Here is a 23,377-nt window from a genome sequence, read left to right as displayed (position 1 = left end):
AATCCGGCGCACCCTCTTGAGGAAATCAACAACGAACTAATTACGAACATAGCCCGTTATTGAGGGGGAAGCGTGAGGAAGTCACTGCTGGCGCTCGTGCTCTTATTGAGCGCCTGTGCTCCATCTACGGCGCAGCCCACGGATACCGGTGATGAAAAGACCGGGACGCTGCGCGTGTGGCTGTTCGACGAAGCGAACCGTGCGGCGAAAGAGGCCGTGGTCAACGAAGCCGCCAAAGAGTTCGAGGCGGCTCACCCTGGCGTCAAGGTGGACATCAGTTACCTGACCGTCGAGACGCGCGCGGAGAAATACAAAGGCGCGCTGAACGATCCGGCCAGTGCACCCGATGTGACCGAGGTCGGCAACACGGACCTCGCTAGTTTTGTCGCCAGCAACAGCATGGCCGACGTGACCGCCGATCTGAAAGCGTGGGGTGAAGCTGGCGACATGCCGGCCGATCTCATGTCGACCGTCAAGGTGGGCGACAAAGCCTTCGGCGTCCCGTGGTGGATCGGCGTGCGGGCGCTCTACTACCGCACCGACCTTGGCATCACACCACCGACGTCTTACGCGGAACTGGTCGCTGAGGCCAAGAAGGTGCGCGCGGCCAACAAGGACATGCTGGGAATCGCTGTTGGCGGCAAGTACGTCTTCGGGGCGATGCCGTTCGTGTGGGATGCCGGTGGCGACATCGCGACCGCGTCTGGCGGGACTTACAAGTCAGCCATCGGGACCGCGGAGTCCAAGGCCGGCATCAAGGCGTACACGGATTTGTTCAGCAACGACATCTGCCCGGCGCAACAGTGCGCTGACCTGACCGGTGGCGGCACCGTGGAAGCGTTCGCGGCTGGCCGTGCTGGCATGGGCATCCTGGGCAACTTCAACCGTTCAGCGGTGGAAGCCGGTGTGGCTAAAGGCAAGTACGCGGTTGTCCCGCTGCCGGGAGCCAAGCCCGGCTCGGTCGCTCCGGCGTTCGCTGGAGGCAGCACGCTCGGTGTCTTCAAGTCCACCAAGAAGCGGACGCTCGCGGCACAGTTCATGCTCACGCTGGCGGGCAAGAAGTACGGGCTGAAGCTCTATGACGCCATGGGCTTCGTCCCGGCGCTGAAGTCAGCTCGCGCCGAGGTCGTCGCCAAGGAACCGTTCCTGAAGCCGTTCATCGACACCATGTCGGCGGGCACCCGCTTCGTCCCGGTCGACAAGGCCTGGACCGCGATCGACGCCGAGAAGATTCTGCCGAACATGCTGCAGAAAGTGATTACCGGCAAGGCCACGGTCGACGCCGCGGCCACCGAGGCGAACACCCTCATCGATGCAACGTTCAAGAAGTAGCACTCCTCGCGGACGCCGGCAGCTCATGCCCTTGTGGCTGCTGCTGCCGGCGCTCGCCGTGCTCATCCCCCTGTTCGCGTATCCGCTGTATCAGCTGGGCTTACTGTCGTTATTCGAATACGGCCAGCCTCAGGTCAGCGGGGGCGAGCCAGCTGTCTTTTTGGGTACGCGGAATTACGGCACGTTGTTCTCCGATGAGAACTTTTGGACCGTCCTGCTGCAGACCGTGGTCTTCGCGTTCGCGTGCGTGGTCGCGACACTGGCTGTCGGTGCCTTCCTCGCCGTGCTGCTAACGAAGATCGGGCGCGTGCCGCGGTTCATGCTGCTGCTCGCGGCGCTCTGCGCTTGGGCCGCTCCCGCGATGACCGGTTCCGTGGTCTGGATGTTCCTGTTCGACACCAACCTGGGTCTCGTCAACGAGGTTCTGGGAACCGACGGCTACAACTGGCTCTACGACAAGCATGTGGGCTTCGCCCTCGTTGGCGCGGCGGTCGTCTGGCACTCGTTCCCGTTCGTGATGATCACGTTGTATGCCGGGATCACCGCGATCCCACAGTCTGTCTTGGAGGCTGCTTCCCTCGACGGGGCAACGGCTTTCACGACGTTTCGCCGGATAATCGTTCCGATGCTGCGGCCGCTGATCGCGATCGTCGTGATTCAGTCAGTCATCTGGGACTTCAAGGTGTTCACGCAGATCTACGTGATGACCAACGGTGGCGGGATCGCCGGGCAGAACCTAGTGCTCAACGTTTACGCCTACCAAAAGGCTTTCGCGTCCTCGCAATACGGCCTCGGCTCAGCGATCGGTGTCGTCATGACCGTCATCCTGCTCGGGATCACCCTGCTCTACTTGCGCGCCTTGCGCCGCACCGGGGAGGCACTATGAGGCGGGTAGGCAACGCGGTCGCTGTGATCGTGGCGGTGCTGACCATCTTCCCGATTTACTGGATGGTGCTGTCGGCGTTCAAGCCCACGGGTGAGATTCAGTCGGCCAATCCTCGTCCGTGGACACTCGCGCCCACGCTCGACCACTTCCGGGATGCGCTGGGGGTCAGTGGATTCGGGCGGTATTTCGTCAACAGTGCGATCGTTGCCCTGTCGGTGGTGCTGCTCGCCGCGGTGATTTCGTTCCTGGCGGCGGTCGCCCTGACCCGCTTCAAGTTCCGTGGGCGCACCACCATGCTCGTGCTGTTCCTCATCGCCCAGATGGTCCCCGTTGAGGCGCTGAGCGTTCCGCTCTTCTTCCAGATCCGCGACCTCGGCCGGACCGTCCCGGGCGTCGGGCTCAACACCCTCGGCTCGCTCATCTTGGTGCAGCTAGCTTTCAGCCTGCCGTTCGCCATCTGGATGTTGCGTGGGTTCGTGGCCGCTGTCCCGGTCGATATCGAAGAGGCTGCCCTGATCGATGGTGCCTCGCGGTTCACCATCCTGTGGCGGATTCTGTTCCCGCTCATCGCTCCCGGGCTCGCGGCCACGGGAGTGTTCTCGTTCATCACGGCTTGGAACGACTTCTTGTTCGCCAAGACCTTCATCATCAGTGCCACGGAGAATCAGACGTTGCCCGCTGCCCTGCTCGTGTTCTTCAAACCTGACGAGAACGACTGGGGTGGCATCATGGCCGCCTCGACGCTCATGACGATCCCGGTGCTCGTGTTCTTCATCTTCGTCAGGCGACGGCTCGTGTCCGGACTCGGCGGGGCGGTGAAGGACTAATGCTGCCCCTCCCCCGGTCCATCACTGTCCAGCCCGGATCGTTTGTCATCAACGATCCGGCAACGTTCCTGTCCACGCTGTCCGGGGAGATAGACAAAACCCTTCCGCCCGAGGGGTACCGGGTGACTGTCACGCCCACGGGAGTGTCCGTCGTGGGCGGCAGCCCGGCCGGCGCTTTCTATGGCGTGCAGACGGTCAAACAGCTGTTGCCCACAGTGGTCTACCGCGCGGCGTGGCAGGACGACGGTCCGTGGGAGGTGCCGTGTATCGAGATAACGGACTCTCCCGCCTTCGCCTGGCGCGGCTGCATGCTCGATGTCGCACGGCACTTCATGCCCAAACACGACGTGCTGCGGTTCATCGATCTGCTAGCCATGCACAAGCTCAACGTGCTGCACCTGCACTTGACTGACGATCAGGGCTGGCGTTTGCAGATCCGGCGCTATCCGCGCCTGACTTCCGTGGGGGCCTGGCGGCGGGAGTCGATGGTCGGGTCACGCCAGCACGAGCGGTTCAACGGGCGGCCACACGGCGGGTTTTACACCCAAGACGACATCCGCGAGATCGTGGCCTATGCGGCGCAAAGGTTCGTGACCGTTGTGCCGGAGATCGATCTGCCTGGGCACACACAGGCGGCGCTGGCGGCGTACCCCCAATGGGGTCTGGAGGAAACCGAGGTCTCGACACGCTGGGGCATCTCGCGCGGCGTGCTCAACACGCTGCCGGAAACCGTTGCCGCCATCAAGGACATCTTCGGTGAAGTGCTGGAGTTGTTTCCCGCCAAGCACATCGGGATCGGCGGCGACGAGTGCGGCGACCGGGAAGCACAGTCGCGTTATGCCCTTGAGCTGTATAGCTTTCTGACCGCCCACGGGCGGATTCCCCTCGGCTGGGACGAAGTGCTCGAGGTTCCAGATCTCCCGCCCATGACCATCGCGGCTTGGCGCGGGCCGGGCGTCACCGAGGCCATTGCCAGCGCCGGGTACGAAGTGGTCGCCTGCCCTGACACTTCGGTTTACCTGGACTACCGTCAGTCCGACGATCCGCGCGAGCCGATTCCGGTCGGCACGGTACTAACGCTGTCTGACGTCTGGCACTTCGAAGTGCCAGACCACGAGCGAGTGCTGGGCGCGCAAGTGAATCTGTGGACCGAACACGCGGACAGTCCGCGAACCGTTGACTACCTTGCCTTTCCCCGGCTCAGTGCCTTCGCCGAGGCGGTTTGGTCGCCACAACCGTCCACCTATGACATGTTTGTGCATCGGCTGACGACGCACTTGAAGCGGCTAGACGCGGCTGGCGTCGAGTATCGCCCGCTGGACGGTCCGTTGCCGTGGCAGGAGCGGCCAGACGCGGCGGGCTGGCCCCGGGACCGTGCGGAGCGTGAAGCTGAGCTCAGGAAGCAAACACAGTTTGTACGCCGACTAGGCGCACCGGACGGCGATCACTGAACCGGGCCAGCGCTTTGAGCGCGGTGTCCACAAGGGACTGTTCGTCGTTGGCTGGTGTCTTGAGACTGGCCCCATGCGTGGAGGTGAAGAAGGGCTTGTACCGCACTTTCACCACGACCTTGCTCACGAGACGGTCACCGGCCAGCTGACGGGCCAGGTTCGCGACCGCTTCCTCCACCTCGGGCCATTGCGTGAGGTCCTCCTGGAACGTGGTCTCCTTGCTGCGTGACCGCGCCACCCACGGCTCACTGGACACCGTGGCGTCGCTAACCCCATTCGCCAGCTGCGCCAGCCACGGCCCCGTGGACGGACCGAACTGCGCCGCCAGCTCGTGCAGATCCGTGTGCGCGAGCTGTTCCACCGTGGTGATCCCCATGGCGGACAGTTTCTTGCTCGTCTTGGAACCTATGCCCCACAAGGCATCCGTCGGCTGACCGCCCAGCAGGCCAAACCACGTCGCGTGGGTGATCCGGAAGACACCGGCCGGTTTGCCATATCCGGTGGCGAGTTTGGCTTGCAGCTTGTTCTCCCCGATGCCGACCGTGCAGTGCAGCCGGGTGTTGTGCAGCACCCGGTGCTGGATGTCGCGTGCCTCGTGCTCGGGGTGCTCGGTCAGTCCCTGAACAAAAGCCTCATCCCAGCCCATGACCTCAACATTGGCGCCCGTTTCCTTCAACGTGGCCATGACGACGGTGGACGCCGCGTCGTAGGCCTCGGCGTCCGCGGGCAGGAAGATCGCCTCCGGGCAGCGTTTCTTGGCCGTGCGCAGCGGCATGCCCGAGTGCACGCCGAACTCGCGCGCCTTATAGGAGGCCGTGCTGACCACGCCACGTTTGGTGGGGTCGCCATCGCCACCCACGACCACGGGCAGTCCCGCCAGCTCAGGACGGCGCAGCAGCTCGACCGCGGCCACGAACTGGTCGAGGTCAACGTGCAACACCCACGCCGTCACGTCCCCTATTGTGCTCGCGCCCGGGCCCGCGTGAGCAAGATCGCTGAGCACCTGGACGGCGGAAGTATCGTGGGTGCGTGGAACGCGACGTGGGGACGCTGGCCGAGCTGATGCGGCAGGGCAAGACTGCCGTGCTCAGTGGCGCCGGGCTGTCCACGGAGTCGGGGATTCCGGACTACCGCGGGTCGAGCGGCAGCAGCCGGCGGGTAACTCCGATGACCTATGACGTCTTTATCGGCGATCCCGTGGCCCGGCAGCGCTACTGGGCGCGCAGTCACCTCGGCTGGCGGACGTTCCGCCGTGCTGTGCCGAACCAGGGGCACGAGGCGGTCGCCGCACTCCAGCGCCGTGGACTGCTCACTGGGATCGTGACGCAAAACGTCGACGGTCTGCACACGGCGGCTGGTGCGGCCGAGGTGATCGAACTGCACGGCAATCTCGACCGCGTGATCTGCGTGCAGTGCGGTGACCTGACGGCGAGGGCCGAGCTGAGCAGGCGTCTCGACGAGGCGAACCCCGACTTCGCTCCCGACATCGCCGCGATTAATCCCGACGGTGACGTTGAGCTGGCCGAGACCTCAACTTTTCATATCGTCAACTGCACGGTCTGCCGTGACGGCGTGCTCAAGCCCGATGTCGTCTTCTTCGGTGAGACCGTGCCGCTCGATCGCGTGCACCAGAGCTACGCCGCCGTCGAGAACGCCGATGTGCTGCTGGTCCTCGGGTCGTCGCTGGCCGTCATGTCCGGCCGGCGCTTCGTCGTGCGGGCCGTCAAGCACGGCATCCCGGTCGCGATCATCAACCAGGGCCCGACACGCGAAGACGCCCGCGCAGCAGTGACAATAGACGCTCCACTCGGGACTGTCCTACCTCGACTGTGTGAGCGACTACAGTCTTAAGGCGTGCCTGGGGAGCAGCCATCAGAAGAAGTCAAAGCCGTCGTTGACGCCATCGCGCACGCGATCGTTCAGCGGCGCCACTTGTCGTTCATGTACAAGGACCGCTACCGGCGCGTGATGCCGCTCGTGTTCGGGCGGTCCAAGGACGGTCAGTGGCGGTTGCGGGCGATCCAGATCGGCGGAACGTCGGAGTCGGGCAAGGCTGGCGACGCCCGCCAGCGCATCTTCAACCTCACGAGCATGAGCGAGGCCAAGGTGCACGACACGACCTTCAAGGTGCCGCGCCAGTTCGAGCCCGACGATCCGTTCATCACCGAGCCGGAAGTGCTCCTAGAGTTTGACCCTAAGCACCCGGCCTGATCCGGCACACGTTCCGCAGTCACTGATGTAAGTCCTTTGAGCACACGGGATTGCTTCCCGTCATCGAAGCGCGTCAGCGATCCGGTGCGGCCGAAGCAAACCTCTCCGCCTTCAGGGCCGGAAAAGCAGGGTGCCGTGCCGCCAGCACCAGCCTCGGCGACGTAGAGCGATCCGTCCGGGCCGAAAGCCAAGCCGCGTGGGTTGTTTAGCCCACCAAGGACGACAGACGGTCCACCTGCCACCGCTGGAGCAGGAAGAAGAAGCGAAGCGATCGCGGCGATGCCGGCGACCAGGGCCCGGGTGTTCATAAGTAGGCATCCAAATGGAGCAAACGGCAGATTTCGTGCAGAAACGCTGGGAGAATAAGGGCGTGGTGAAGAAGATCATCTTGATCTTGCTCGGCGTGCTGGGCCTGATAGTTGGCATTCCGCTCGCGCTCGCGGGCGGTGGTCTCCTCGCCGTTGGCGGGCGTGATGGTGCCCTGCAAAGCGGTTGGCACCGCGTCGACAGCCCGACGGTCGCTCTGGTGACGGACGCCAACAACTTGGGCAACGCCAGCGTCGAGACCGGCGGCACTGCCGTATCGATCGTCGTTGAAGCCCGCAACTCGAACAAACCGGTGTTCCTTGGCGTCGCTAAGGCACAAGACGTCGAGAACTACTTGCGCGGCGCCGCCAGCGACGAAATCACGTCCATCGACTTCAACCCGTTCAAGCTGGAGACGGTCCGCGAAACGGGAAGTCTGGCAAGCGTTTCGCCACCGGGTAACCAGAACTTCTGGGTCGCCCAATCAAGCGGTGTTTCTCCTGAGCTGACCTGGAAAGTGACCGGCGACGGAACCTACCGCGCGGTGGTCATGAACGCCGACGGCACCGCGAACCTTTCCACCGACTTGAGTCTTGGCCTCAAGGCACCAGCAATCTTCGGCGTCGGCCTCGGCCTTCTGATCGCGGGACTGGTTATCTCGGTGATCGGGCTCGCACTGCTGCTGTGGGGCATCTTCGCCAAGCGCAAGAAGCCTTTGCCACCAGGCGCTCCGGCACCTCTGGCGGCCGATTACCCCACCACCGGCCATGCGGCGGTGCAGGACTACACACCGGGTTACACGCAGCCCGGCAACCCCGCCCCACCCGGATCGGCACCGCCAACGGGCGGCACCTACCCTCCAGCCTGAGCTCAGGCTCCGTCACATAGTGGTGTTACAGGTGAGGGAGGAAATCCTCCACAGCACCGCAGTGGTGTGGAGGATTTCCTCCGTCATCGCGTGCGTCCTATATGGACGCCCGACACGACATGGTTGATCCACATCCATAGAAGAGATCCGGTCAGCGGACGACAGCGGGTTGGGCTGCGCCAGCGAGCGGTGCCGAAGCCGCGGGTGGGGTGACAACTGGCACGGCGGCGGGTTTGCGGGTGGCGAACCAGGAGCCGGCGATGATGAGCACCGCACCAAGTGCGGTGGTGGGGCGCAAGGGTTCGCTCAGGACGGCGACGCCGAGGCCGACCGCGACCGCTGGTGTCACGTAGTTGATGAGCGAGGCACGGCCTGCTCCGGCGACGGCGATCAGGCGGTAGAAGAGCAGCATCGCGATGGCGCTACAGAAGACACCAAGGATGACCACCGAGCCGGTGACTTTCAGCGAAGGCATGGCGACGGGCGCCGTCGCGATCGCGAGCGGGGCGATCAGTACCGTTGAGACACCCATGGTTGAGGTCACGACCCCAACGGGCGCAACGCCTTTGAGGTAGCGCTTGACGATCAGCACGGCGACGGCGTAACCGAACGCCGCTAGCAGGACCATGCCCGCGCCGAGCAGGCCAAGCCTGTCCCCGCCGAAGTCAAATCCAACCACGACGGCCACGCCAAAGAGGCCGACGCCAAGACCCGCCATGCCCCGGCCACTGAGCTTCTCGCTGGCGTCGAACTTCAGGGCCAGCAAGGCGACCATCAGCGGCTGGGCCGCGATCAGCAGAGCGGTCAGCGATGAGGTGATGTGCTGCTCGCCATACGTGATGAGCAGGAACGGGGCGGCGATGTGCACGACCGACAGCACGAGCACCGGAACCGTCTTGCCCTTGAGCTGCTTGAGAGCTCCGGAGGCGATCGCCACGGGCAGGAGGATCGCGACCGCGATGGCACAGCGTGCGGCCACGATGACGGGAGCTGACAACTCGGTGACAGCGATCTTGATGAACAGGTAGGGAATGCCCCAGAACAGGGAAACTCCCGCGAAAAGCAGCCAGGCACGACGGTTCATGTAGCTAGCTTGGCCGAGTAGAGTCTTAAGCAGAAGTGATGATCTGCTGTCGAGGCTTTAAGGAAAACTAATGATCGACATTCAGCGGTTGCGGGTGCTCCAGGAAGTGGCCGTGCACGGGAGCTTTAGCAAAGCGGCGACAGCGCTCCTGCTGACGCCCTCGGCGGTGTCGCAGCAGATCGCCGCGCTCGAACGGTCTGTCGGGGCACCTGTCGTGCAGCGCAGCGCCCGCGGCACGTCGCTCACCGAGCCGGGGCGCCTGCTCGTGGAAAGCGCCGACACGATCCACGCCGAACTGGCCCACGTTCAGCATGAGATTGGCCGTCTCGCCAACGGCAGCCAAGACACGCTCACGGTGGCGACATTCACCAGCGGCGGTCAGCGCCTCCTGCCGTCAGCGCTTACCCGCCTTCATACCCGGCATCCCAACGTTTTGCTCACGGTGATCGAAGGTGAGGTGGCCGAAAGCCTTGCCCGGGTTAAGTCCGGCGAGGCAGATCTGGCCCTGGCCTACCACTTCGACGGTCCGCCGCCGGTGCGCGATGGCGACCGCAACAGTCTGCAATGGACTCCCGTCATGGACGATCCCATGTTCATCGTGCTGCCCGCCGCACACCGGCTCGCTGGGCGCAGCTCCATCGCGCTCGCTGAGCTGGCCCAGGACAGGTGGGTGCATGGCTGCATCCAGATCGCCCAGCAGATCAACACCTTCGCCGCCCTGGCCGGGTTCGAGCCGCAGGTCTCTTGCAGCACAACGGATTACGTCTTCGCCCAGTCCCTCGTGGCCGCCGGCGTTGGCGTCGCCCTGATTCCACAAGTCGCCCTGGCGCCCGGTTCCGGCGTCGCGATCGCTGAACTCCAAGCCCCGCGCCCGTGCCGTCACATCGGCATCGTCGTCAAACGCCGCCGCACCCGCACCATCGTCAACGACCTCATCGCCGAACTAACAACAGCCTGACTGCATGGCGCCTATGACACCGTTGGGGTGATGAAGCCGGATTCGTAGGCCATGATGACGGCCTGAATGCGGTCTCGGGCACCGAGTTTGGTGAGGATGTTGCCGACGTGGGTCTTCACGGTCTCGACGCCGACGTGGAGACTGGCGGCGATTTCAGCGTTGCTTAGGCCTTCGGCCATGAGGCGCAGGACCTGTGCTTCGCGGTCGGTGAGGCGATCGGCGAAGGCGGCGGCACGGGTGGCGCCAAACGTGTTCACGAGCTGGCGGATCGCCGCCGGAAACAACAGCGAATCACCTTGCGCCACCAGGCGAATCGCCTGCAGCAGTTCGGCCGGGCGAGCGCGTTTCAGCAGGAACCCGCTGGCGCCCGCTTGCAGTGCGGCATAGACGTATTCGTCGTTCTCAAACGTGGTGATAACCAGAATCTTGGGCGGGCTGGGGACTTTGGCGACGATGTGCCGGGTGGCGTCGATGCCGTTGACGTGCGGCATGCGCACATCCATCAGCACGACATCGGGGTTCAGCGAACGCACTTGGCTCAGGGCTTCGGCGCCGTCGGCGGCTTCGCCCACGACGTCGAACGCCGGGTCTGACTCGACGAGGATGCGCAGCCCGGCCCGGATCAGCTCCTCGTCATCGACGATCAGCACACGGACCGTCATGGCTTGCGCCTCAAGGGCAACGTTGCCGATAGGTGGAAGTGCTCATCTAGTACCCGCGAAACTGAAGAACCGCCCACGGCCTGTGCCCTTTCCTGAATGCCGAGCAACCCACGGCCTCCTCCCCCGGTTCTCTGGCGTCCCAAAGGATTCGTCAAGGTGAAGGAAACGTCCTGCGCACTGATAGTCACCCGCAACGTCACCCTACCCGGCCCGCCATGCCGGATGGCGTTGGTAAGTCCTTCCCGGGCAATCTGATTCAGCTCGTGCGCGACCTCCGCTGGCAGGGTCGCCTCGTCGCCGGTGATGACCGCGTCCAGTTCCATCCCGGCCTGCTGCGCCTGCTCGATCAGATAACGCAGCCGGGGATTCTCGCGCAACAGCCCGAGCACGTGATCCAGCTCAGCCTGCGCGGTCCGGGCCGATTCTTCAATGTTGGCAAGGGCTTTGCGGGCGAAGGCGGGATTGGAGTCGAACACCTGCGCGGCCGCGCTCGCTTGCAGCATCACGATACTGAGCGTGTGGCCCACCGAGTCGTGCAGTTCCCGGGCGAGCTGATTGCGCTGGGCGAGCTGCTCGGCGGTCCGCTTCAGGGCGGTCACCTGATCGGCGGGCGAGGGGCCGAGCAAACGCGGGGCAGCCCAGGCGAGCAGGGCACCAACGCCGTAGGCCGTCGCCACCAGCGAAACAAGCAAAGCGATGCCAAGCAAAGGCGACCAGTCACCGGTGGCCTCTATCCAGAGTGGCTTGGCTGGCCAGCCGACGTCGCCCAGAAACGGTTCCGCGACAAGGAAAACGGCCGCTGGCGGGATCGCGAGCGTCATGCCCGCGACCGCTCCGCCGACGATGAGGTGCAGGAACCAGAACAACGCCACCCTGCTGCGCACACCGGTGCCGTCGGGATCGATGCCCTGGGCTGGCCCGCCCAGAAGTGAGCGGGCCAGCGGTGCCTCGATGGTGCGGATCTGCGGAAAGAATCCCGCGATCACGACCAGCGGAAGGCTGGCGATGAAGATGATGGGATCGGCGTTGAACACACCCTCCAAAAGCGACGGATTCGATCGCAGCACCACCGTCATGACGATGACGAAAGGCATCACGAGCGCTCCCCCGATGATCAGGTAGAGCCATCGCCGCAGGAAGGAACTCACGCCCTTAGCCTCTCAGAGCCGCCGCGCAGCCAGTAGGCCGCCACCAGCCCGGCGAGCATCCCGGCCAGGACGCGGGTGAAGTTGGCCAGCCCGAGCAAGCCCAAACTCTTGGCGCCGACGGTCAGCGGCGAGTCGATGAGCATGTTGACGCTCACCCAAAGCCCCCAAGCGAAGTTCGTTCCCGATCCCAGCCAGGCCAAGCTAACGGACAGCCAGGAGTTCAAGCGCAGCAAGCCAATCCCGCCCAGGATCGAGAAGATCCCGAACAGCCCGTCCATGACCCGTCCCGTGAACGCGCTCGTCGCGATGGCCTCTTCGGGCAGGCCGAACGTGCTGCCGAACGCCCACGACAGGTAAAGCAGCCCAATCGCGAAGGACATCACGGCCGCGACCGTCGCGAGTAGACGGTAGGGCTCCCCAACGGGCAGTGACGGCCAGCGGCGGCGAGCGTAAAGGAAGAACGCGACGGTCAGCGCGAGGCCTTGCACGATGAAGCCGCCGTACACCAGTTGGTAGACCCAAGGTTCGACCAGTCCATCGGCCGCTTCAAACAGAGACTGCCCTTTGACGGCCAGCCCGACCGGGACGCCGATGACGATAGTCGTGAGGAAGCCAACGCCGACCCACATGGGAAAGAGCACCAGTGGCGCTGAAAGCCGCTCACCCCAGCGATGCGTCAGGGCTAGCGCCACCGCGATGGCCACAGCGTCCATGGCGAACGTCGCGGCGTTCAGGGCGTCAAACTCCGCGCTTTGCGGATTACCAGGGATGATGCCGGTGCTTCCGCCAGCCAGCCAGATGATCTTCAGCACAAAGTAGGGCACCGCAGCTGCTACCGCCGCATAACCGGCCGCGTATCGGAGGAATCTCATGCCCTAACGATCTAGCGTTCCCGCCTGCGGCACCTCACGGCGAAGAGGGACACCGCTCCCCCGGCAGAGGGAGCCCGCACATACGCCACCGGGAAGGTGTGTGTGCGCAAACCATGTGCCGCGGTTGAGCGCGTGCGTAGGTTTTCAGCTCATGACCCACGTTGTGCAGCTTGACCTTTCCGGTCGCACCGCTGTAATAACCGGCGGTGGCAGCGGGATTGGCCGGGCCTGTGCGTTGCGCCTGGCGGCTGCGGGAGCCAAGGTGGTGGTGCTCGACCGTGATGCCGAGGCCGCCAGTGAAGTCGCGGGTCTCACGGGAGGTCAGGCTGTCGCGATCGACCTCGCCGACGAGCATGCCCTTGCCGCGTTTGACTTTCCGGCCGATGTGCTGGTGAACAACGCTGGGCTGCAATATGTGGCGCCGATTGAGCAGTTCCCCGCACAGCGCTTCGCCTACATTCACAACGTCATGGTCCAGGCGCCCTTTCAGCTGATGGGCAAGGTGCTGCCGCACATGTACGCCCAGGGCTGGGGCCGCATCATCAACATCTCGTCCGTGCACGGGCAGCGGGCCTCGGCCTACAAGTCGGCATATGTTGCCGCCAAACATGGGCTCGAAGGACTGTCCAAGGTCGTCGCGCTCGAGGCCGCCGCCCACGGCGTGACCTCCAACTGCATCAACCCCGCGTATGTGCGCACCGCCTTGGTGGAAGGACAGATCGCCGACCAGGCCCGCACGCATCAGATCGATGAGACCGAGGTCATCGAGAAGATCATGCTCGCGCGAGCCGCGATCAAGCGCCTGATCGAGCCCGAAGAGGTCGCCGAACTCATGGCCTATCTGTGCACTCCAGCAGCGGATTTCATCACTGGTGCATCGATCGCCATGGACGGTGGCTGGACAGCCACCTGATGCGTGCTGCCACAATGGGGATCATGTCGACCACCGCCTTCCTTGAGCTTCTCGCCCGGGAAGCCGCCGCGGTGGAATTCGAAGGCCCCCTTATCGCCGCCAGGGCTTCCGGTGCCCCACCCGAGCACCTCGCTGAACTCGAAGAAGCCAAGCTGCTCGCCCTTCGCGTGCGCGGGCTGCTGGAGCGGCGCCGCCAGCGCGAGATGGAACTAACCGGTCTCTACGACACGGCCAGCGACCTGGCCGGATTGCGGGACCTCGACGCCGTGCTGCACGCCATCGTGCACCGGGCGCGGCATCTGCTGAGCACCGACATCGCCTACATGACGCTCAACGATGAGGGCAGCGGCCACACCTACATGCGCGTGACCGACGGATCGGTTTCGGCCCGGTTCCAGGGCCTGCGCCTGCCGATGGGAGCCGGTCTAGGCGGTTTGGTCGCCGAGTCGGGAACCCCTTATGCCACCGCGGACTACTTCTCCGACAACCGCTTCCGGCACCTGGGCGACATTGATGAGGGTGTACGCGAGGAGGGGCTCGTCGCCATCCTCGGTGTCCCGCTTCGCTTGGGGTCACGGGTCATCGGGGTGCTCTACGCCGCGAACAGGTCGGCCCGCCCGTTCGCCCGCGAGGAAGTCGCCCTGCTGGTATCGCTCGGTGCGCACGCGGCCGTCGCCATCGACACAGCGCGATTGCTCGCCGAAACCCAGACAGCGCTGGAGGAACTGTCCGCTGCCAACGCCACGATCCAGGCGCACAGCACGTCAGTGGAACGGGCAGCCGCCGCGCACGACCGCATGACGTCGCTCGTGTTGCGCGGCGGCGGAGTCGAAGACGTGTCGGCAGCAGTGACCGAGGTGCTTGGCGGAGAGCTAACGGTTCTTGATGTCGACTCCATCGGCGATCTGACCGAGGCCGTGGTCGCGTCACGGGTCGCCGGGCACGCGGTGCGCCGCGGCGACACCTGGGTCGCGGCGGTCGTCGCGGGGACGGAAGACTTGGGCGCCTTGGTGTTGCGGCCCGGTCACGAGCTCGTCGACGCCGATCAGCAGATCCTCGAACGGGCCGCTCTCGTGACGGCGTTGCTGTTGCTGTTTAGGCGGACCGCCTCTGAAGCCGAAGGCCGCGTGCGCGGGGAACTGCTCGACGATTTGCTGGCCACACCAGCCCGTGATCCGGCAGCGTTGCGCGAGCGGGCACGCCGTCTCGGCGTCGACCTAGACGCGCCACACCTCGTCGTGCTCATCGGGCCTGACACGACCGCCGGGTCACCCTCGATCCGCAGCCGGGTCACCTCATGGGCCGGAACCTATGCGTCAGCGCGCTCCGGGCTGGCCGCCGGACGCGACGGCAAGGTAGTGCTCCTGCTGCCGGGCTCGGACGCTGGAGCCGCCGCCCGTGCCGTCGTTAGGGAACTGTCACGGGTCCTCGGGCGGCCCGTCACCGCAGGCGGCGGTGGCCCCGCGACCGGGCCGTCAACACTCGCGGGCGCTTTCCACGAAGCCGAACGTTGCGTGTCGGCGCTGATCGCCCTGGGCCGCACCGGTGAAGGGGCGGGTAGTGAAGACCTCGGCTTTGTCGGCCTGCTTCTGGGCGCTGTCAACGGAACCGGGCAGCAGGACGTGCAGCGGTTCATCGCCGGCACCATCGGTCCCGTCGTGGACTATGACGCTCGTCGCGGAACGACGCTGGTGTCCACCTTGGAGGCTTACTTCGGGTCGGGTGGAAGCCTTGCCCGCGCGGGCGAGAAGCTCCACGTGCACGTGAACACCGTGACGCAGCGGCTCGACCGCGTGGGCCAGTTGCTGGGGCCACAATGGCAGCAGCCCCAGCGTGCGCTGGAAATCCAGCTAGCCCTGCGTTTGCACCGGCTTCAGTCGTCCGGCTAGCACCCGATCACCCAGTAGTTGGGGCCGGTCTGCTTGAGCGTCGTTTGCTGGAAGGTGTTCCACAGTCCCATGTTCTGGTTCGAACCGTTGGCATAGGTGTAGCCGAGCGAGTGGTAAGCCCGTCCCGCAGTCGTATGGGTGTAGTTGCTCGACGTCACACAAACCGGCGCACTAGTCGGCGAGGTTGTTGGAGACGCGGTCGGAGACGCTGTGGGCGAAGGCTGTACCCCGCCCGACAGTCCAAAGAAGACGGTGTCGTGGTACGCCGAACAGATCGTGTCGAGGAAGTAAGACGCCGCGGTGCCACACTGAGTGGCGGCCGAACCCGGGTCAACGGGCAGGCCGTGGCCCATGTTGCTAATGCGGTACAACCGCACGTCGTTATTGCCGTAGACCGACAGGGACGTTCCGCTGGGCAACGATGACGTTGACGTGGGGGTCTGCGAGACGCCGCGCAGGTTGGTCCACTGGTCGACCAGCTCGGTGGCGTTCTTCGGGACGACCGTGCCGTCCGACGTTCCCTGCCAGATGGCCACCCGCGGATACGGTCCGCTGTAACCGGTGTACGCGTTGCGAACGAGGTCACCCCACTGTTGCGGGGACTTCTCCACGCCGCTGTACTGGCACGCGCTCGTCCCCGATGACGAAGTCGCGCACTTGTAAGGGATCCCAGCCGCGATCGAGCCAGCCTTGAACAGATCGGGGTAGGTCGCGAGCATCACGGCCGCCATCGCCCCGCCAGCGGACAGTCCACTGACGTAGACGTTAGAAGCTGAGCCGCCAAGGTTGCTGATCGCGTGGCCGACCATGTTGCGAATGGACAGTGCCTCGCCCTGCCCACGGCTGATGTCACCTGGCTCGTACCACGTGAAGCAGCCGAGCATCTGGTTGGCCGTGCTGGTTTGCGGCACGACGAGGGCGAAACCGTGCTGGTCGGCGAATTTGCGCCACCCCGAATTGGTGAAGTAGCCGCTGGCGTTCTGCGTGCAGCCATGCAGTAAAACCACGACCGGGTGGCCGTTGGCGAGACCGTCGGGTTTGTAGTGGTACATCGACAGATTGCCGGGGTTGGAGCCGAACCCGGTCACCTGTGTCAGCGTCGCGGCGCTCGCGGGTGCGATGAGGACTATCGCACCCACGATCGCGCCGGCAGCGAGCGCGAGAAGGTTCTTTAGGGACGTCATGTCCCGCAACGTATGACCTAGCTCACGCGGCGGAAATATCGTGGTAACACATTCTTCAGCGCCGTTACATGGGCCAGACCGCCGGGGAAGAAATAGACGGCCAGGATAAACACGGTGCCAAGAATGAACAGCGGCTGGGACAACGGCCCGGGCAAAGAGTCCGCGACTCCCGTGAGCTGATAGTCCAGGAAGGTGAACAGAGCGCCGCCAATCGCGGGACCATACTTCGTTCCCGGGCCGCCAAGCACGACCATGACGAGCAGCATCAAGGTCAGTTCAGAACTCGCGACGTGAGTCGACGCGCCACCAACGATGAGCACGTAGACCACGCCACCCATCGCGGCCAGACCGCCAGACAGGGTAAAAGCGGTGAGCTTGAACGAATACGGGTTGAGCCCGAGCACGCCGACCCGGCGCGCGTCGTCACGCACGCCCGCCAGGACCCGGCCTGCCGGGGAGCTGACAACCCTGGCCAGCACCGCCAGCACGATGACGACGTAGGCCAGGGCGAGCCAGTAGAGGTTGACCGTATTGGCAACGCCGGTAAGGAAATCAGGCACGCCCTTGCTCAGCGCGAGCCCTTCTTCGCCGCCGGTGAGCCCGCCCGGGTCACGCGCCACCAGGATGGCGCCAACTTGAGCGAACGCCAGCGTCACCATGGAAAACGCGATGCCGTCAACTCGCAGCGCGATAGCGCCAAGCGCCGCGGCCACCACGACACCGCAAAGCACCGCGATCACCGCCGCCAGTGCCAGCGGAATCCCTTGCCGCATCAGGATCGCCGTGACGTAAACACCGAGCGCGAAGTAGAGCGCGTGGCCAAACGACAGCAGGCCCGTCCGTCCAAACAGGAGGTCATAGCCAGCCGCGAGACCGGCGAACACGAGACACAGCGCCAGCAAGTTCAAGGTGCCGGGCGAGTTGAACGCACTGCCAAACGGCAACGAGACGAACACGGCCATCAGCCCGAGCGGCAACAGCAGCTTCATAAAGCGCTTCATCGGGCCAGTCCCTTCGGGCGAACGAGCAAGACGATAGCCAGCAGGGCCACGACACAGATGTCGCCCGCTCCAGAAGTGCCGTAGTAGTTCACGAATTGCTGCAGCAACCCCACCGCGATCGCGGCGAAAGCCGAGCCGGGCACGGAACCCATGCCCCCGATGACCACGACGATGAACGCGAAGATCAGCAGTGAACCGCCGGTCGCGGGGGACACCGTCGTGAAGTAGATCCCGGCAAGGGCACCGGCCAAAGCCGCCGCCGCTCCCCCGATCGCGAAAACGAGCGTGAACGCCTTGCGCACGTCAATGCCAAGCGCGGTAACCATTTCCCGGTTCTCCACCCCGGCCCGGACGATGAGCCCATAACGGGTCCACTTCAGGAAGGCCATCAGGGCACCGAAGACCAACAGCGCGGCACCGATGAGCACAAAACGGTCCACCGGAATCCGGGCGCCGAACACCTCTAACACCCCGGAAGCCCACTGCGGCCGGGGGAAGGGCTTAGGATCAGCCCCAAAGACCGCCTGCAGCAAGGCCACGCCTGCCATGGAAAGGCCAACGGTGACAAGGACTTGTTCGATGGTACGCGTATAGAGCGGCCGAATCATGATGAGTTCCACGAGCACGGCCGCGCCCGCTCCCACCGCGACGCCGACAGCGATCGCGGCCTCGATAGACATGTGCTCCGCGGCGACCCAGGTCGCGTAGGCACCCAGGGAAAGGAACAGCCCGTGCGCGAAGTTCAGCACATCCGCGAGCCCAAACACGAGCGAAAGCCCCGACGCCACAAGGAAATACAGCGCCGCCAGCCCCAGCCCGGTGACCGCGAGCAGAACAATCGTTGACATCAGTGACCCACCCCGAGCAGTGATTTGGTGAGCGCCGCGTCTTCGAGCAGCGTCTGGGATTGGCCCGTCCACGTAACTTTGCCGCCCGACAGGACGATCGCCTCAGACGCGAGCCTTCTGACCACGGCGAGGTTTTGCTCGACGAGGAGCACGGGGACAGCTAAAGCGACCCGCTCCAGCGCCGACGCGACTTCGGTCACCACCTTGGGTGCCAAGCCTTTCGTCGGCTCATCGATGACGAGCAGACGGTTGCCGTTGAGCAGAACCCGTCCCAGCGACAGCATCTGCTGCTGCCCGCCCGATAGCGATCCAGCCTTCTGCGCCGACCGTTGCGACAGCTCCGGGAACAGGCCGAAAACGAGGTCATAGTCGGGTTTGGCGGTCCGTGACGCGAGCTTCAAGTTCTCCGCGACGGTCAGCCCAGCGAAGATGCAGCGGTCTTCGGGCACGTAACCCAGCCCGGCTTGGACCCGTTTGAAGGTGCGAGTGTCCAACGGCGACCCGGCGAAACTGACCGTTCCGGAGTAGGGCGCCAGCCCCATAACGGCCCGCAACGTCGTGGTCTTGCCCGCGCCATTGCGCCCGAGCAGTGCCGTGACACCCGTTGCGGCGACGTCAAACGAGACCCCGTGCAGGATGTCGAGCCCGCTCAGCTTCACCCGGAGATCACTGACCGAAAGAATGCTCACAGCGCCTCCCCGAGATAGGCCGACTGGACTTCGGCATTGGCCATGACTTCGTCGGGAGTGCCGATCGCGAGCAACGCGCCGTGATGCATGACGGCCAGCCGGTCGGCCAGCCCGAGGATGACATCCATGTGGTGTTCCACCATGAGGACCGACCGCCCACCGTCGCCGAGGACCCGGCGGATCACCTCAACGAGGCCCGGTATGTCCTCAGTGGACACACCCGCCATCGGTTCGTCCAGCAGGAGCACCTTCGGGTCACCGGCCAACAGCAACGCGATCTCCAGCTTGCGCTTGTCTCCGTGCGCGAGCGTGCCCGCCAGCACCGCCGAACGGTCCGTCAGGCCAACGGTTTCCAGGCACTCGTCGGCCTTGGAGTACCCACTGGCTTTAGAGAATAAGGACATCGATCCGCCGGAACGCGCCTGAGCGGCCAGGGCGACGTTTTCCCGGACGCTGAGCGAGCCGAACACCGACGACGCCTGAAACGTCCGCCCGAGGCCGAGCCTGGCCCGCTTGAACGGGGCCAGGCGGGTGATGTCTCGCCCGAGGAGCCGCACCCGGCCGGAGGTAGCCGGGTGCAGTCCTGAAATCAGGTTGAACAAAGACGTCTTGCCAGCGCCGTTGGGGCCGATCACGCCGAGGAACTCGCCGGGGTGGAGCTCAAGTGAGACTCCCTCCACGATCGGCACCCCACCGATGCGCCAGGTCAGATCATGAGTGCTGAGGACAGGCATGTTCAGGACTTCATCGCGGCAGCCGGCGGGCTGACCTCTTCGGGTGTGAGTGCCTTGACGAGCTGTGGCTTACCGCCAGCGAGCTTGACCTGGAACATCGGCTGAATCAGCGCGTGGTCTTCCTTGCGGACGGTGTTCTTGCCCTTGATGCCGTCGAAGGAGAAGCCCTCCAACGCGGTGATCATCTTCTCCGTATTGTCGCCACCCTCTTTGATTGCCTGCACGATCATCTGTGCGGCGTTGAAGCCGTCCGGGGAGAAGATGTCCAGCCCTGAGGTCACGGCCTTGGTGAAGTCGTTGGTCGTCGCGCCCTCGAAGTAGTGCGAGAGGAATGAAACCTTCTCTCCCGCGGCGCCAAACGTTGGGTATGACGCCTTCTGGTCCAGCCCGGTAACCACCTTGGTCGCGGCCAGCACGCCCTGCTGATCCAGCGCTTGCCACATCGCCGGGGCGGTCGTTCCGGCCCACGCCACGAAAAGCATGTCGGGCTTGGCGGTCAGCACCTGCCGGGCGAACGGGGTGAAGTCAGTCGCGCTCGCGGGAACCATCAGCGAGGTCACCTTGGCCCCGGCGCCGCCGATAACGGCGGTCACGGCGTCAACGTTTGACTTGCCGAAGGCGCCTTCCTGCGCGAAAACAAGGACGTTCTTGCCCGCTGGCTCGATGAACGACTTCGCTGTCAGGACGTCCTGATAGGACTGTCGCCCGGAGCGGAACGTGTAGCGGTTGACGCCCGTGATCGCATCGCTGGCCGCGGGCCCGGAAATGAAGAGCACCTTGTTCTGCGCGGCGACCGGGGCCACCTGGAGCGCGACACCCGAGGAAGTCGAGCCCGCGATGATGAGCGCGCCCTTGCCGATCACGTCCTTGACAGCCGACACCGCCTTGGCAGGATCACCGGCGTCGTCAGACTCAATGATCTCGATGGCGCGGTTGCCCGCCTTGTTCGTGCCACCGGTCGCGTGAGCCAGACCGGCCTTGAAACTGTCTATGTATTGCTTGCCGTAGCTCGCCAGCGCACCGGTCTGCGAATAGACCAGGCCCACCTTGACCGGCGCACCTTCCTGCGGTGCCGCGGCCTCCTGCGGGGTGCTGCACGCACCGGCGGCTAGTGCCGCCGCGGCGATGATTACTAGCCGTCGTTTCATTCCCGTGTCCCCTAGGTTAGGAGTTCGTGGTCTCCGGCAACGCTAGAGACGAGCACCACACGCGGCCATGTGGGACTGCCCCACAACACCTGGCGTTTCCATGTGGTCTGCTAACCCTCACCCGCGTCGTGCGGGTGATCTTCTCGCGGAAGGCTACTCCGCCTCAAGCACGCGCTTGAGAATCCGCAGGCGGCGGTTGGTAGCGGCTCGGACGAGAGGGACGAAAAGCGGCCCGAAAAGGCGGTATGCCCCGGAGCTGGAAACCTCCGCAGAAAGGGTGAACCGGGTGCTCCCGCTGTCAACAGGATCGAAGCGGTAATGGGCCACGAAAGGGGTCAGCGAATCCGAGGAAACCAGCGTCATGCCGTGCGGCGGATCGTATGCGGTGACCGTCATCGTGGCCGTGAACGAGACGCCAAACAGTTTGGTGCGCTGCTCATAACGAGTGCCCACACTCCGGTCCACTTCGGACAGCAGCAAAACCGTCTGAACGCCCTTATACCAATGGACATCGTGGCGAAGGTCGGTCACGAACTCGAACACCCAGCCCACAGGGCGGTTGATAACAACCGAAACCGCGACCTGGCCCATTGGGGGAGGCTACCAGTTTTTCGCTGTACGTAGCCGGTGCGTTGCCTATGCGTTACTGTCCGAGGCTGCTCGCATGAAGCGAATCTTAGGAACCACCCTCTTTAGCGGGCTGGTGTTCGCCACGTTGTCGGCTCCCGCTCAGGCCGGCCCGGCCGTGTGCGGTGCGGAGGCCGCAGACGGGACTTCAGCCCGGCGGCTCGCCGCCCAGTGCGACATCGCTGTCGAGATTCTTTCCGGGCGGACCGACCGCGATCAGTTCTTCGCCAACCCTGACGGCACCACCACGCTCAAGACGTTCGCCTCGCCGCAGCGCGTGCGCAAAAACGGTGCGTGGAAGGACATTGACACCAAACTACACAAGGATGACAACGGCCGTCTCGCTCCGAAGGCCGCCGTTGACGTGAGCTTCTCCGTGGGCGGATCGTCACCTTTCGCTATCTCCATTGTGGACGGTAAGCGCTTCGAACTGTCGTGGCCGGCGCCGCTGCCCGCCGCGACGGTCGACGGCGACACCGCCACGTATGCCGAAGTCCTGCCGGGCGTTGACCTCGCGGTGACCGCCACACGGTCGGGCTTTACGCACGTGCTAGTCGTCAAAACCGCTGCGGCAGCGGCGAATCCGGCTCTGGCCTCGATCGAATACGGCGTGTCCGGCGACGTTATGGCGCGGGCCAAAGCCGACGGCGACATCGAACTGGTCGACGCCGACGGCAAGGTGCTCCCGCTCGGCTCGCACGCCGCCTCCATGTGGGACTCCTCGGCTGACCTCAAGCGCTCGACCGTGCACGGCCCGAGCGAACTCGCCAAGACCCGCCCGGTCGGCACGGTCGTCAAGGGCAGCAAGCTGTCCGTGATTCCGGACGCTCAGCTCCTCAAGACCGGGGTGCTTCCGCTTTACATCGATCCCGTCTGGCAGCCGATGGCCTCCACGTGGGTCTACGCCAACAACGCCAACGCCAGCTGGACGCCCGGCGAGCACGCCCGGGTCGGCCGCAACCCCGATGACGGCAAGATTTTCCGGTCGTTCTTCACCTTCCCGGTCACGTCGCTGGCGGGCCAGAGCGTCCAGACCGCCGTCATGCGCATCACGCTCGATCACACGGCCGCCTGCGCTGGCAACACCGCGTACGCTTACAACACCGCACCGCAGACAGGTGCCGCTGGCAGCCGCGTCACCTGGTCGCCCGCGCTGCTCACGCAACTCGGCTCGGCCTGGGGCCAGTCCAACGAGTCCGGCTCATGTGGCGGGGACCAGGGTGACGACCTTCTGAACATCACCAGCAGCGCCTTGCGCAACGACCTGCAGAGCAAGGTCAGCGCGGGACAGCCCAGCTATGGCATCGGCCTGTGCATGTGCACCAGTCCGTCGGGCACCGGAGAATCCGGCACCTATCAATGGATGAAGTTCCTGCACAACACCGCCCAGCTGGTCGTGACCTACGGCAACCCGCCCGCGACACCGGCCAGCCTCACGGTCGCGGACGCCGGCTGCGACTCGACCATCGCCACCTCCACGCCAGCGCTCAAGGCGCAGTACCTCGACCCGGACACGGGATCACTGCTGGCGGGGTTCTTTGAGTGGCAGGAACTGCCGTCCGGGACCGTCAACACGGTTACCAGCGGGCAGATCCCGGCAGGCAACTACGGCAGCGTCGTCGCCGATCTCGGAGCGGCCGCCGACGGCAAGAGCTTCACCTGGCGAGTCCGCACCCACGACGGCACGTCCTACTCGCCGTGGTCCGCGTGGTGCAACTTCAGCGTCGACACCGTCTAAC

At 64.8% G+C, this 23,377-nt stretch carries 23 protein-coding genes; 11 read left to right on the top strand and 12 right to left on the bottom strand.

Annotation, left to right across the window (positions count from 1 at the left end):
* Positions 1 to 72: 72 nt before the first annotated feature.
* Genes A3E1_RS0101060 through A3E1_RS0101045 form a run of 4 tightly spaced genes read left to right on the top strand, consistent with a single transcriptional unit; the run spans position 73 to position 4,496 of the window.
* Positions 73 to 1,332 carry an extracellular solute-binding protein gene (locus A3E1_RS0101060; protein WP_020518890.1) on the top strand — a complete coding sequence of 420 codons (1,260 nt, stop codon included), beginning with the start codon at positions 73 to 75 and terminating at the stop codon, positions 1,330 to 1,332.
* Between the two features lie 25 nt (positions 1,333 to 1,357).
* A complete protein-coding gene (locus A3E1_RS0101055; protein ID WP_020518889.1) occupies positions 1,358 to 2,218 on the top strand; it encodes a carbohydrate ABC transporter permease in 861 nt (286 codons plus the stop codon).
* The gene (locus tag A3E1_RS0101050; RefSeq protein WP_020518888.1) at positions 2,215 to 3,045 is read left to right on the top strand and encodes a carbohydrate ABC transporter permease; all 831 of its coding nucleotides are present in this window, start codon (positions 2,215 to 2,217) and stop codon (positions 3,043 to 3,045) included. Before A3E1_RS0101055 ends, A3E1_RS0101050 begins: the two co-directional genes overlap by 4 nt.
* The gene (locus A3E1_RS0101045; protein WP_020518887.1) at positions 3,045 to 4,496 is read left to right on the top strand and encodes a beta-N-acetylhexosaminidase; all 1,452 of its coding nucleotides are present in this window, start codon (positions 3,045 to 3,047) and stop codon (positions 4,494 to 4,496) included. Before A3E1_RS0101050 ends, A3E1_RS0101045 begins: the two co-directional genes overlap by 1 nt.
* Here A3E1_RS0101045 and A3E1_RS0101040 read toward each other — a convergent pair.
* Complete coding sequence (locus A3E1_RS0101040) at positions 4,441 to 5,448, bottom strand: DNA polymerase IV (RefSeq protein ID WP_020518886.1); 1,008 nt, start codon at positions 5,446 to 5,448, stop codon at positions 4,441 to 4,443. The genes A3E1_RS0101045 and A3E1_RS0101040 overlap by 56 nt on opposite strands.
* A gap of 110 nt (positions 5,449 to 5,558) precedes the next feature.
* Here A3E1_RS0101040 and A3E1_RS0101035 point away from each other — a divergent pair, with 110 nt between their 5' ends.
* The 3 genes from A3E1_RS0101035 to A3E1_RS0101025 all read left to right on the top strand — a co-directional run bounded on the left by A3E1_RS0101035 (position 5,559) and on the right by A3E1_RS0101025 (position 7,881).
* Positions 5,559 to 6,347: an NAD-dependent protein deacetylase gene (locus A3E1_RS0101035; RefSeq protein WP_051104816.1), complete on the top strand. Its 789-nt coding sequence runs from the start codon at positions 5,559 to 5,561 to the stop codon at positions 6,345 to 6,347.
* Positions 6,348 to 6,350: 3 nt separating this feature from the next.
* On the top strand, positions 6,351 to 6,707 hold the full coding sequence (locus A3E1_RS38265) for a WYL domain-containing protein (RefSeq protein ID WP_020518884.1): 357 nt from the start codon (positions 6,351 to 6,353) through the stop codon (positions 6,705 to 6,707).
* Between the two features lie 322 nt (positions 6,708 to 7,029).
* Positions 7,030 to 7,881, top strand: coding sequence for a hypothetical protein (locus A3E1_RS0101025; protein WP_020518883.1), 852 nt, complete (start codon positions 7,030 to 7,032; stop codon positions 7,879 to 7,881).
* A 151-nt stretch (positions 7,882 to 8,032) separates the two neighbouring features.
* On the opposite strand, the gene A3E1_RS0101020 is transcribed toward A3E1_RS0101025, so the two are convergent.
* Positions 8,033 to 8,965: a DMT family transporter gene (locus A3E1_RS0101020; protein WP_020518882.1), complete on the bottom strand. Its 933-nt coding sequence runs from the start codon at positions 8,963 to 8,965 to the stop codon at positions 8,033 to 8,035.
* Between the two features lie 70 nt (positions 8,966 to 9,035).
* On the opposite strand from A3E1_RS0101020, the gene A3E1_RS38260 reads away from it, so the two are divergent.
* Complete coding sequence (locus A3E1_RS38260; RefSeq protein ID WP_020518881.1) at positions 9,036 to 9,923, top strand: LysR family transcriptional regulator; 888 nt, start codon at positions 9,036 to 9,038, stop codon at positions 9,921 to 9,923.
* Positions 9,924 to 9,934: 11 nt separating this feature from the next.
* Here A3E1_RS38260 and A3E1_RS0101010 read toward each other — a convergent pair whose 3' ends face one another.
* The 3 genes from A3E1_RS0101010 to A3E1_RS0101000 are packed head-to-tail and all read right to left on the bottom strand — an operon-like array spanning position 9,935 to position 12,605.
* Positions 9,935 to 10,585: a response regulator gene (locus tag A3E1_RS0101010; protein WP_020518880.1), complete on the bottom strand. Its 651-nt coding sequence runs from the start codon at positions 10,583 to 10,585 to the stop codon at positions 9,935 to 9,937.
* Positions 10,582 to 11,733 carry a sensor histidine kinase gene (locus A3E1_RS0101005; RefSeq protein WP_020518879.1) on the bottom strand — a complete coding sequence of 384 codons (1,152 nt, stop codon included), beginning with the start codon at positions 11,731 to 11,733 and terminating at the stop codon, positions 10,582 to 10,584. The genes A3E1_RS0101010 and A3E1_RS0101005 overlap by 4 nt, the downstream gene beginning before the upstream one ends.
* Positions 11,730 to 12,605: a hypothetical protein gene (locus A3E1_RS0101000; protein ID WP_020518878.1), complete on the bottom strand. Its 876-nt coding sequence runs from the start codon at positions 12,603 to 12,605 to the stop codon at positions 11,730 to 11,732. The genes A3E1_RS0101005 and A3E1_RS0101000 overlap by 4 nt, the downstream gene beginning before the upstream one ends.
* A 151-nt stretch (positions 12,606 to 12,756) precedes the next feature.
* Between A3E1_RS0101000 and A3E1_RS0100995 the strand changes: the two genes are divergently transcribed.
* A complete protein-coding gene (locus A3E1_RS0100995) occupies positions 12,757 to 13,518 on the top strand; it encodes a 3-hydroxybutyrate dehydrogenase (protein WP_020518877.1) in 762 nt (253 codons plus the stop codon).
* Positions 13,519 to 13,532: 14 nt separating this feature from the next.
* The gene (locus tag A3E1_RS0100990; RefSeq protein ID WP_020518876.1) at positions 13,533 to 15,407 is read left to right on the top strand and encodes a helix-turn-helix domain-containing protein; all 1,875 of its coding nucleotides are present in this window, start codon (positions 13,533 to 13,535) and stop codon (positions 15,405 to 15,407) included.
* Here the strand turns inward: A3E1_RS0100990 and A3E1_RS0100985 are convergent.
* From A3E1_RS0100985 to A3E1_RS0100955, 7 genes are all read right to left on the bottom strand, one after another.
* Positions 15,404 to 16,591, bottom strand: a complete 1,188-nt coding sequence (locus A3E1_RS0100985; protein ID WP_020518875.1) for an extracellular catalytic domain type 1 short-chain-length polyhydroxyalkanoate depolymerase — start codon at positions 16,589 to 16,591, stop codon at positions 15,404 to 15,406. The genes A3E1_RS0100990 and A3E1_RS0100985 overlap by 4 nt on opposite strands.
* Before the next feature lie 17 nt (positions 16,592 to 16,608).
* On the bottom strand, positions 16,609 to 17,592 hold the full coding sequence (locus A3E1_RS38255; protein WP_051104760.1) for a branched-chain amino acid ABC transporter permease: 984 nt from the start codon (positions 17,590 to 17,592) through the stop codon (positions 16,609 to 16,611).
* Complete coding sequence (locus A3E1_RS0100975) at positions 17,589 to 18,440, bottom strand: branched-chain amino acid ABC transporter permease (RefSeq protein WP_020518873.1); 852 nt, start codon at positions 18,438 to 18,440, stop codon at positions 17,589 to 17,591. The genes A3E1_RS38255 and A3E1_RS0100975 overlap by 4 nt, the downstream gene beginning before the upstream one ends.
* Positions 18,440 to 19,129, bottom strand: coding sequence for an ABC transporter ATP-binding protein (locus A3E1_RS0100970; RefSeq protein ID WP_020518872.1), 690 nt, complete (start codon positions 19,127 to 19,129; stop codon positions 18,440 to 18,442). The genes A3E1_RS0100975 and A3E1_RS0100970 overlap by 1 nt, the downstream gene beginning before the upstream one ends.
* Positions 19,126 to 19,863, bottom strand: coding sequence for an ABC transporter ATP-binding protein (locus A3E1_RS0100965; RefSeq protein ID WP_020518871.1), 738 nt, complete (start codon positions 19,861 to 19,863; stop codon positions 19,126 to 19,128). Before A3E1_RS0100965 ends, A3E1_RS0100970 begins: the two co-directional genes overlap by 4 nt.
* Before the next feature lie 2 nt (positions 19,864 to 19,865).
* Positions 19,866 to 21,011, bottom strand: a complete 1,146-nt coding sequence (locus A3E1_RS0100960) for a substrate-binding domain-containing protein (protein ID WP_020518870.1) — start codon at positions 21,009 to 21,011, stop codon at positions 19,866 to 19,868.
* Positions 21,012 to 21,164: 153 nt separating this feature from the next.
* The gene (locus A3E1_RS0100955) at positions 21,165 to 21,602 is read right to left on the bottom strand and encodes an SRPBCC family protein (RefSeq protein ID WP_020518869.1); all 438 of its coding nucleotides are present in this window, start codon (positions 21,600 to 21,602) and stop codon (positions 21,165 to 21,167) included.
* A gap of 73 nt (positions 21,603 to 21,675) precedes the next feature.
* On the opposite strand from A3E1_RS0100955, the gene A3E1_RS0100950 reads away from it, so the two are divergent.
* Positions 21,676 to 23,376, top strand: coding sequence for a hypothetical protein (locus A3E1_RS0100950; protein WP_020518868.1), 1,701 nt, complete (start codon positions 21,676 to 21,678; stop codon positions 23,374 to 23,376).
* The last annotated feature ends 1 nt before the right edge of the window (position 23,377 follow it).

The sequence above is a fragment of the Catelliglobosispora koreensis DSM 44566 genome, from assembly GCF_000379685.1.
GTDB classification, from domain to species: Bacteria; Actinomycetota; Actinomycetes; order Mycobacteriales; family Micromonosporaceae; genus Catelliglobosispora; species Catelliglobosispora koreensis.
This window is presented reverse-complemented; position numbering and strand designations above follow the sequence as displayed.

Coding starts and splice junctions, on each gene's coding strand:
- A3E1_RS0101010 (WP_020518880.1), bottom strand. CDS start 10,585: ATGACGGTCCGTGTGCTGATCGTCGATGACGAGGAGCTGATCCGGGCC.
- A3E1_RS0101020 (WP_020518882.1), bottom strand. CDS start 8,965: ATGAACCGTCGTGCCTGGCTGCTTTTCGCGGGAGTTTCCCTGTTCTGG.
- A3E1_RS0100975 (WP_020518873.1), bottom strand. CDS start 18,440: ATGTCAACGATTGTTCTGCTCGCGGTCACCGGGCTGGGGCTGGCGGCG.
- A3E1_RS0101000 (WP_020518878.1), bottom strand. CDS start 12,605: ATGAGATTCCTCCGATACGCGGCCGGTTATGCGGCGGTAGCAGCTGCG.
- A3E1_RS0100995 (WP_020518877.1), top strand. CDS start 12,757: ATGACCCACGTTGTGCAGCTTGACCTTTCCGGTCGCACCGCTGTAATA.
- A3E1_RS0101025 (WP_020518883.1), top strand. CDS start 7,030: ATGGAGCAAACGGCAGATTTCGTGCAGAAACGCTGGGAGAATAAGGGC.
- A3E1_RS0101035 (WP_051104816.1), top strand. CDS start 5,559: ATGCGGCAGGGCAAGACTGCCGTGCTCAGTGGCGCCGGGCTGTCCACG.
- A3E1_RS0100955 (WP_020518869.1), bottom strand. CDS start 21,602: ATGGGCCAGGTCGCGGTTTCGGTTGTTATCAACCGCCCTGTGGGCTGG.
- A3E1_RS0100950 (WP_020518868.1), top strand. CDS start 21,676: ATGAAGCGAATCTTAGGAACCACCCTCTTTAGCGGGCTGGTGTTCGCC.
- A3E1_RS0100965 (WP_020518871.1), bottom strand. CDS start 19,863: ATGCCTGTCCTCAGCACTCATGATCTGACCTGGCGCATCGGTGGGGTG.
- A3E1_RS0100985 (WP_020518875.1), bottom strand. CDS start 16,591: ATGACGTCCCTAAAGAACCTTCTCGCGCTCGCTGCCGGCGCGATCGTG.
- A3E1_RS0100960 (WP_020518870.1), bottom strand. CDS start 21,011: ATGAAACGACGGCTAGTAATCATCGCCGCGGCGGCACTAGCCGCCGGT.
- A3E1_RS0101050 (WP_020518888.1), top strand. CDS start 2,215: ATGAGGCGGGTAGGCAACGCGGTCGCTGTGATCGTGGCGGTGCTGACC.
- A3E1_RS38255 (WP_051104760.1), bottom strand. CDS start 17,592: ATGAAGCGCTTTATGAAGCTGCTGTTGCCGCTCGGGCTGATGGCCGTG.
- A3E1_RS0100990 (WP_020518876.1), top strand. CDS start 13,533: ATGGGGATCATGTCGACCACCGCCTTCCTTGAGCTTCTCGCCCGGGAA.
- A3E1_RS0101055 (WP_020518889.1), top strand. CDS start 1,358: ATGCCCTTGTGGCTGCTGCTGCCGGCGCTCGCCGTGCTCATCCCCCTG.
- A3E1_RS0101045 (WP_020518887.1), top strand. CDS start 3,045: ATGCTGCCCCTCCCCCGGTCCATCACTGTCCAGCCCGGATCGTTTGTC.
- A3E1_RS38260 (WP_020518881.1), top strand. CDS start 9,036: ATGATCGACATTCAGCGGTTGCGGGTGCTCCAGGAAGTGGCCGTGCAC.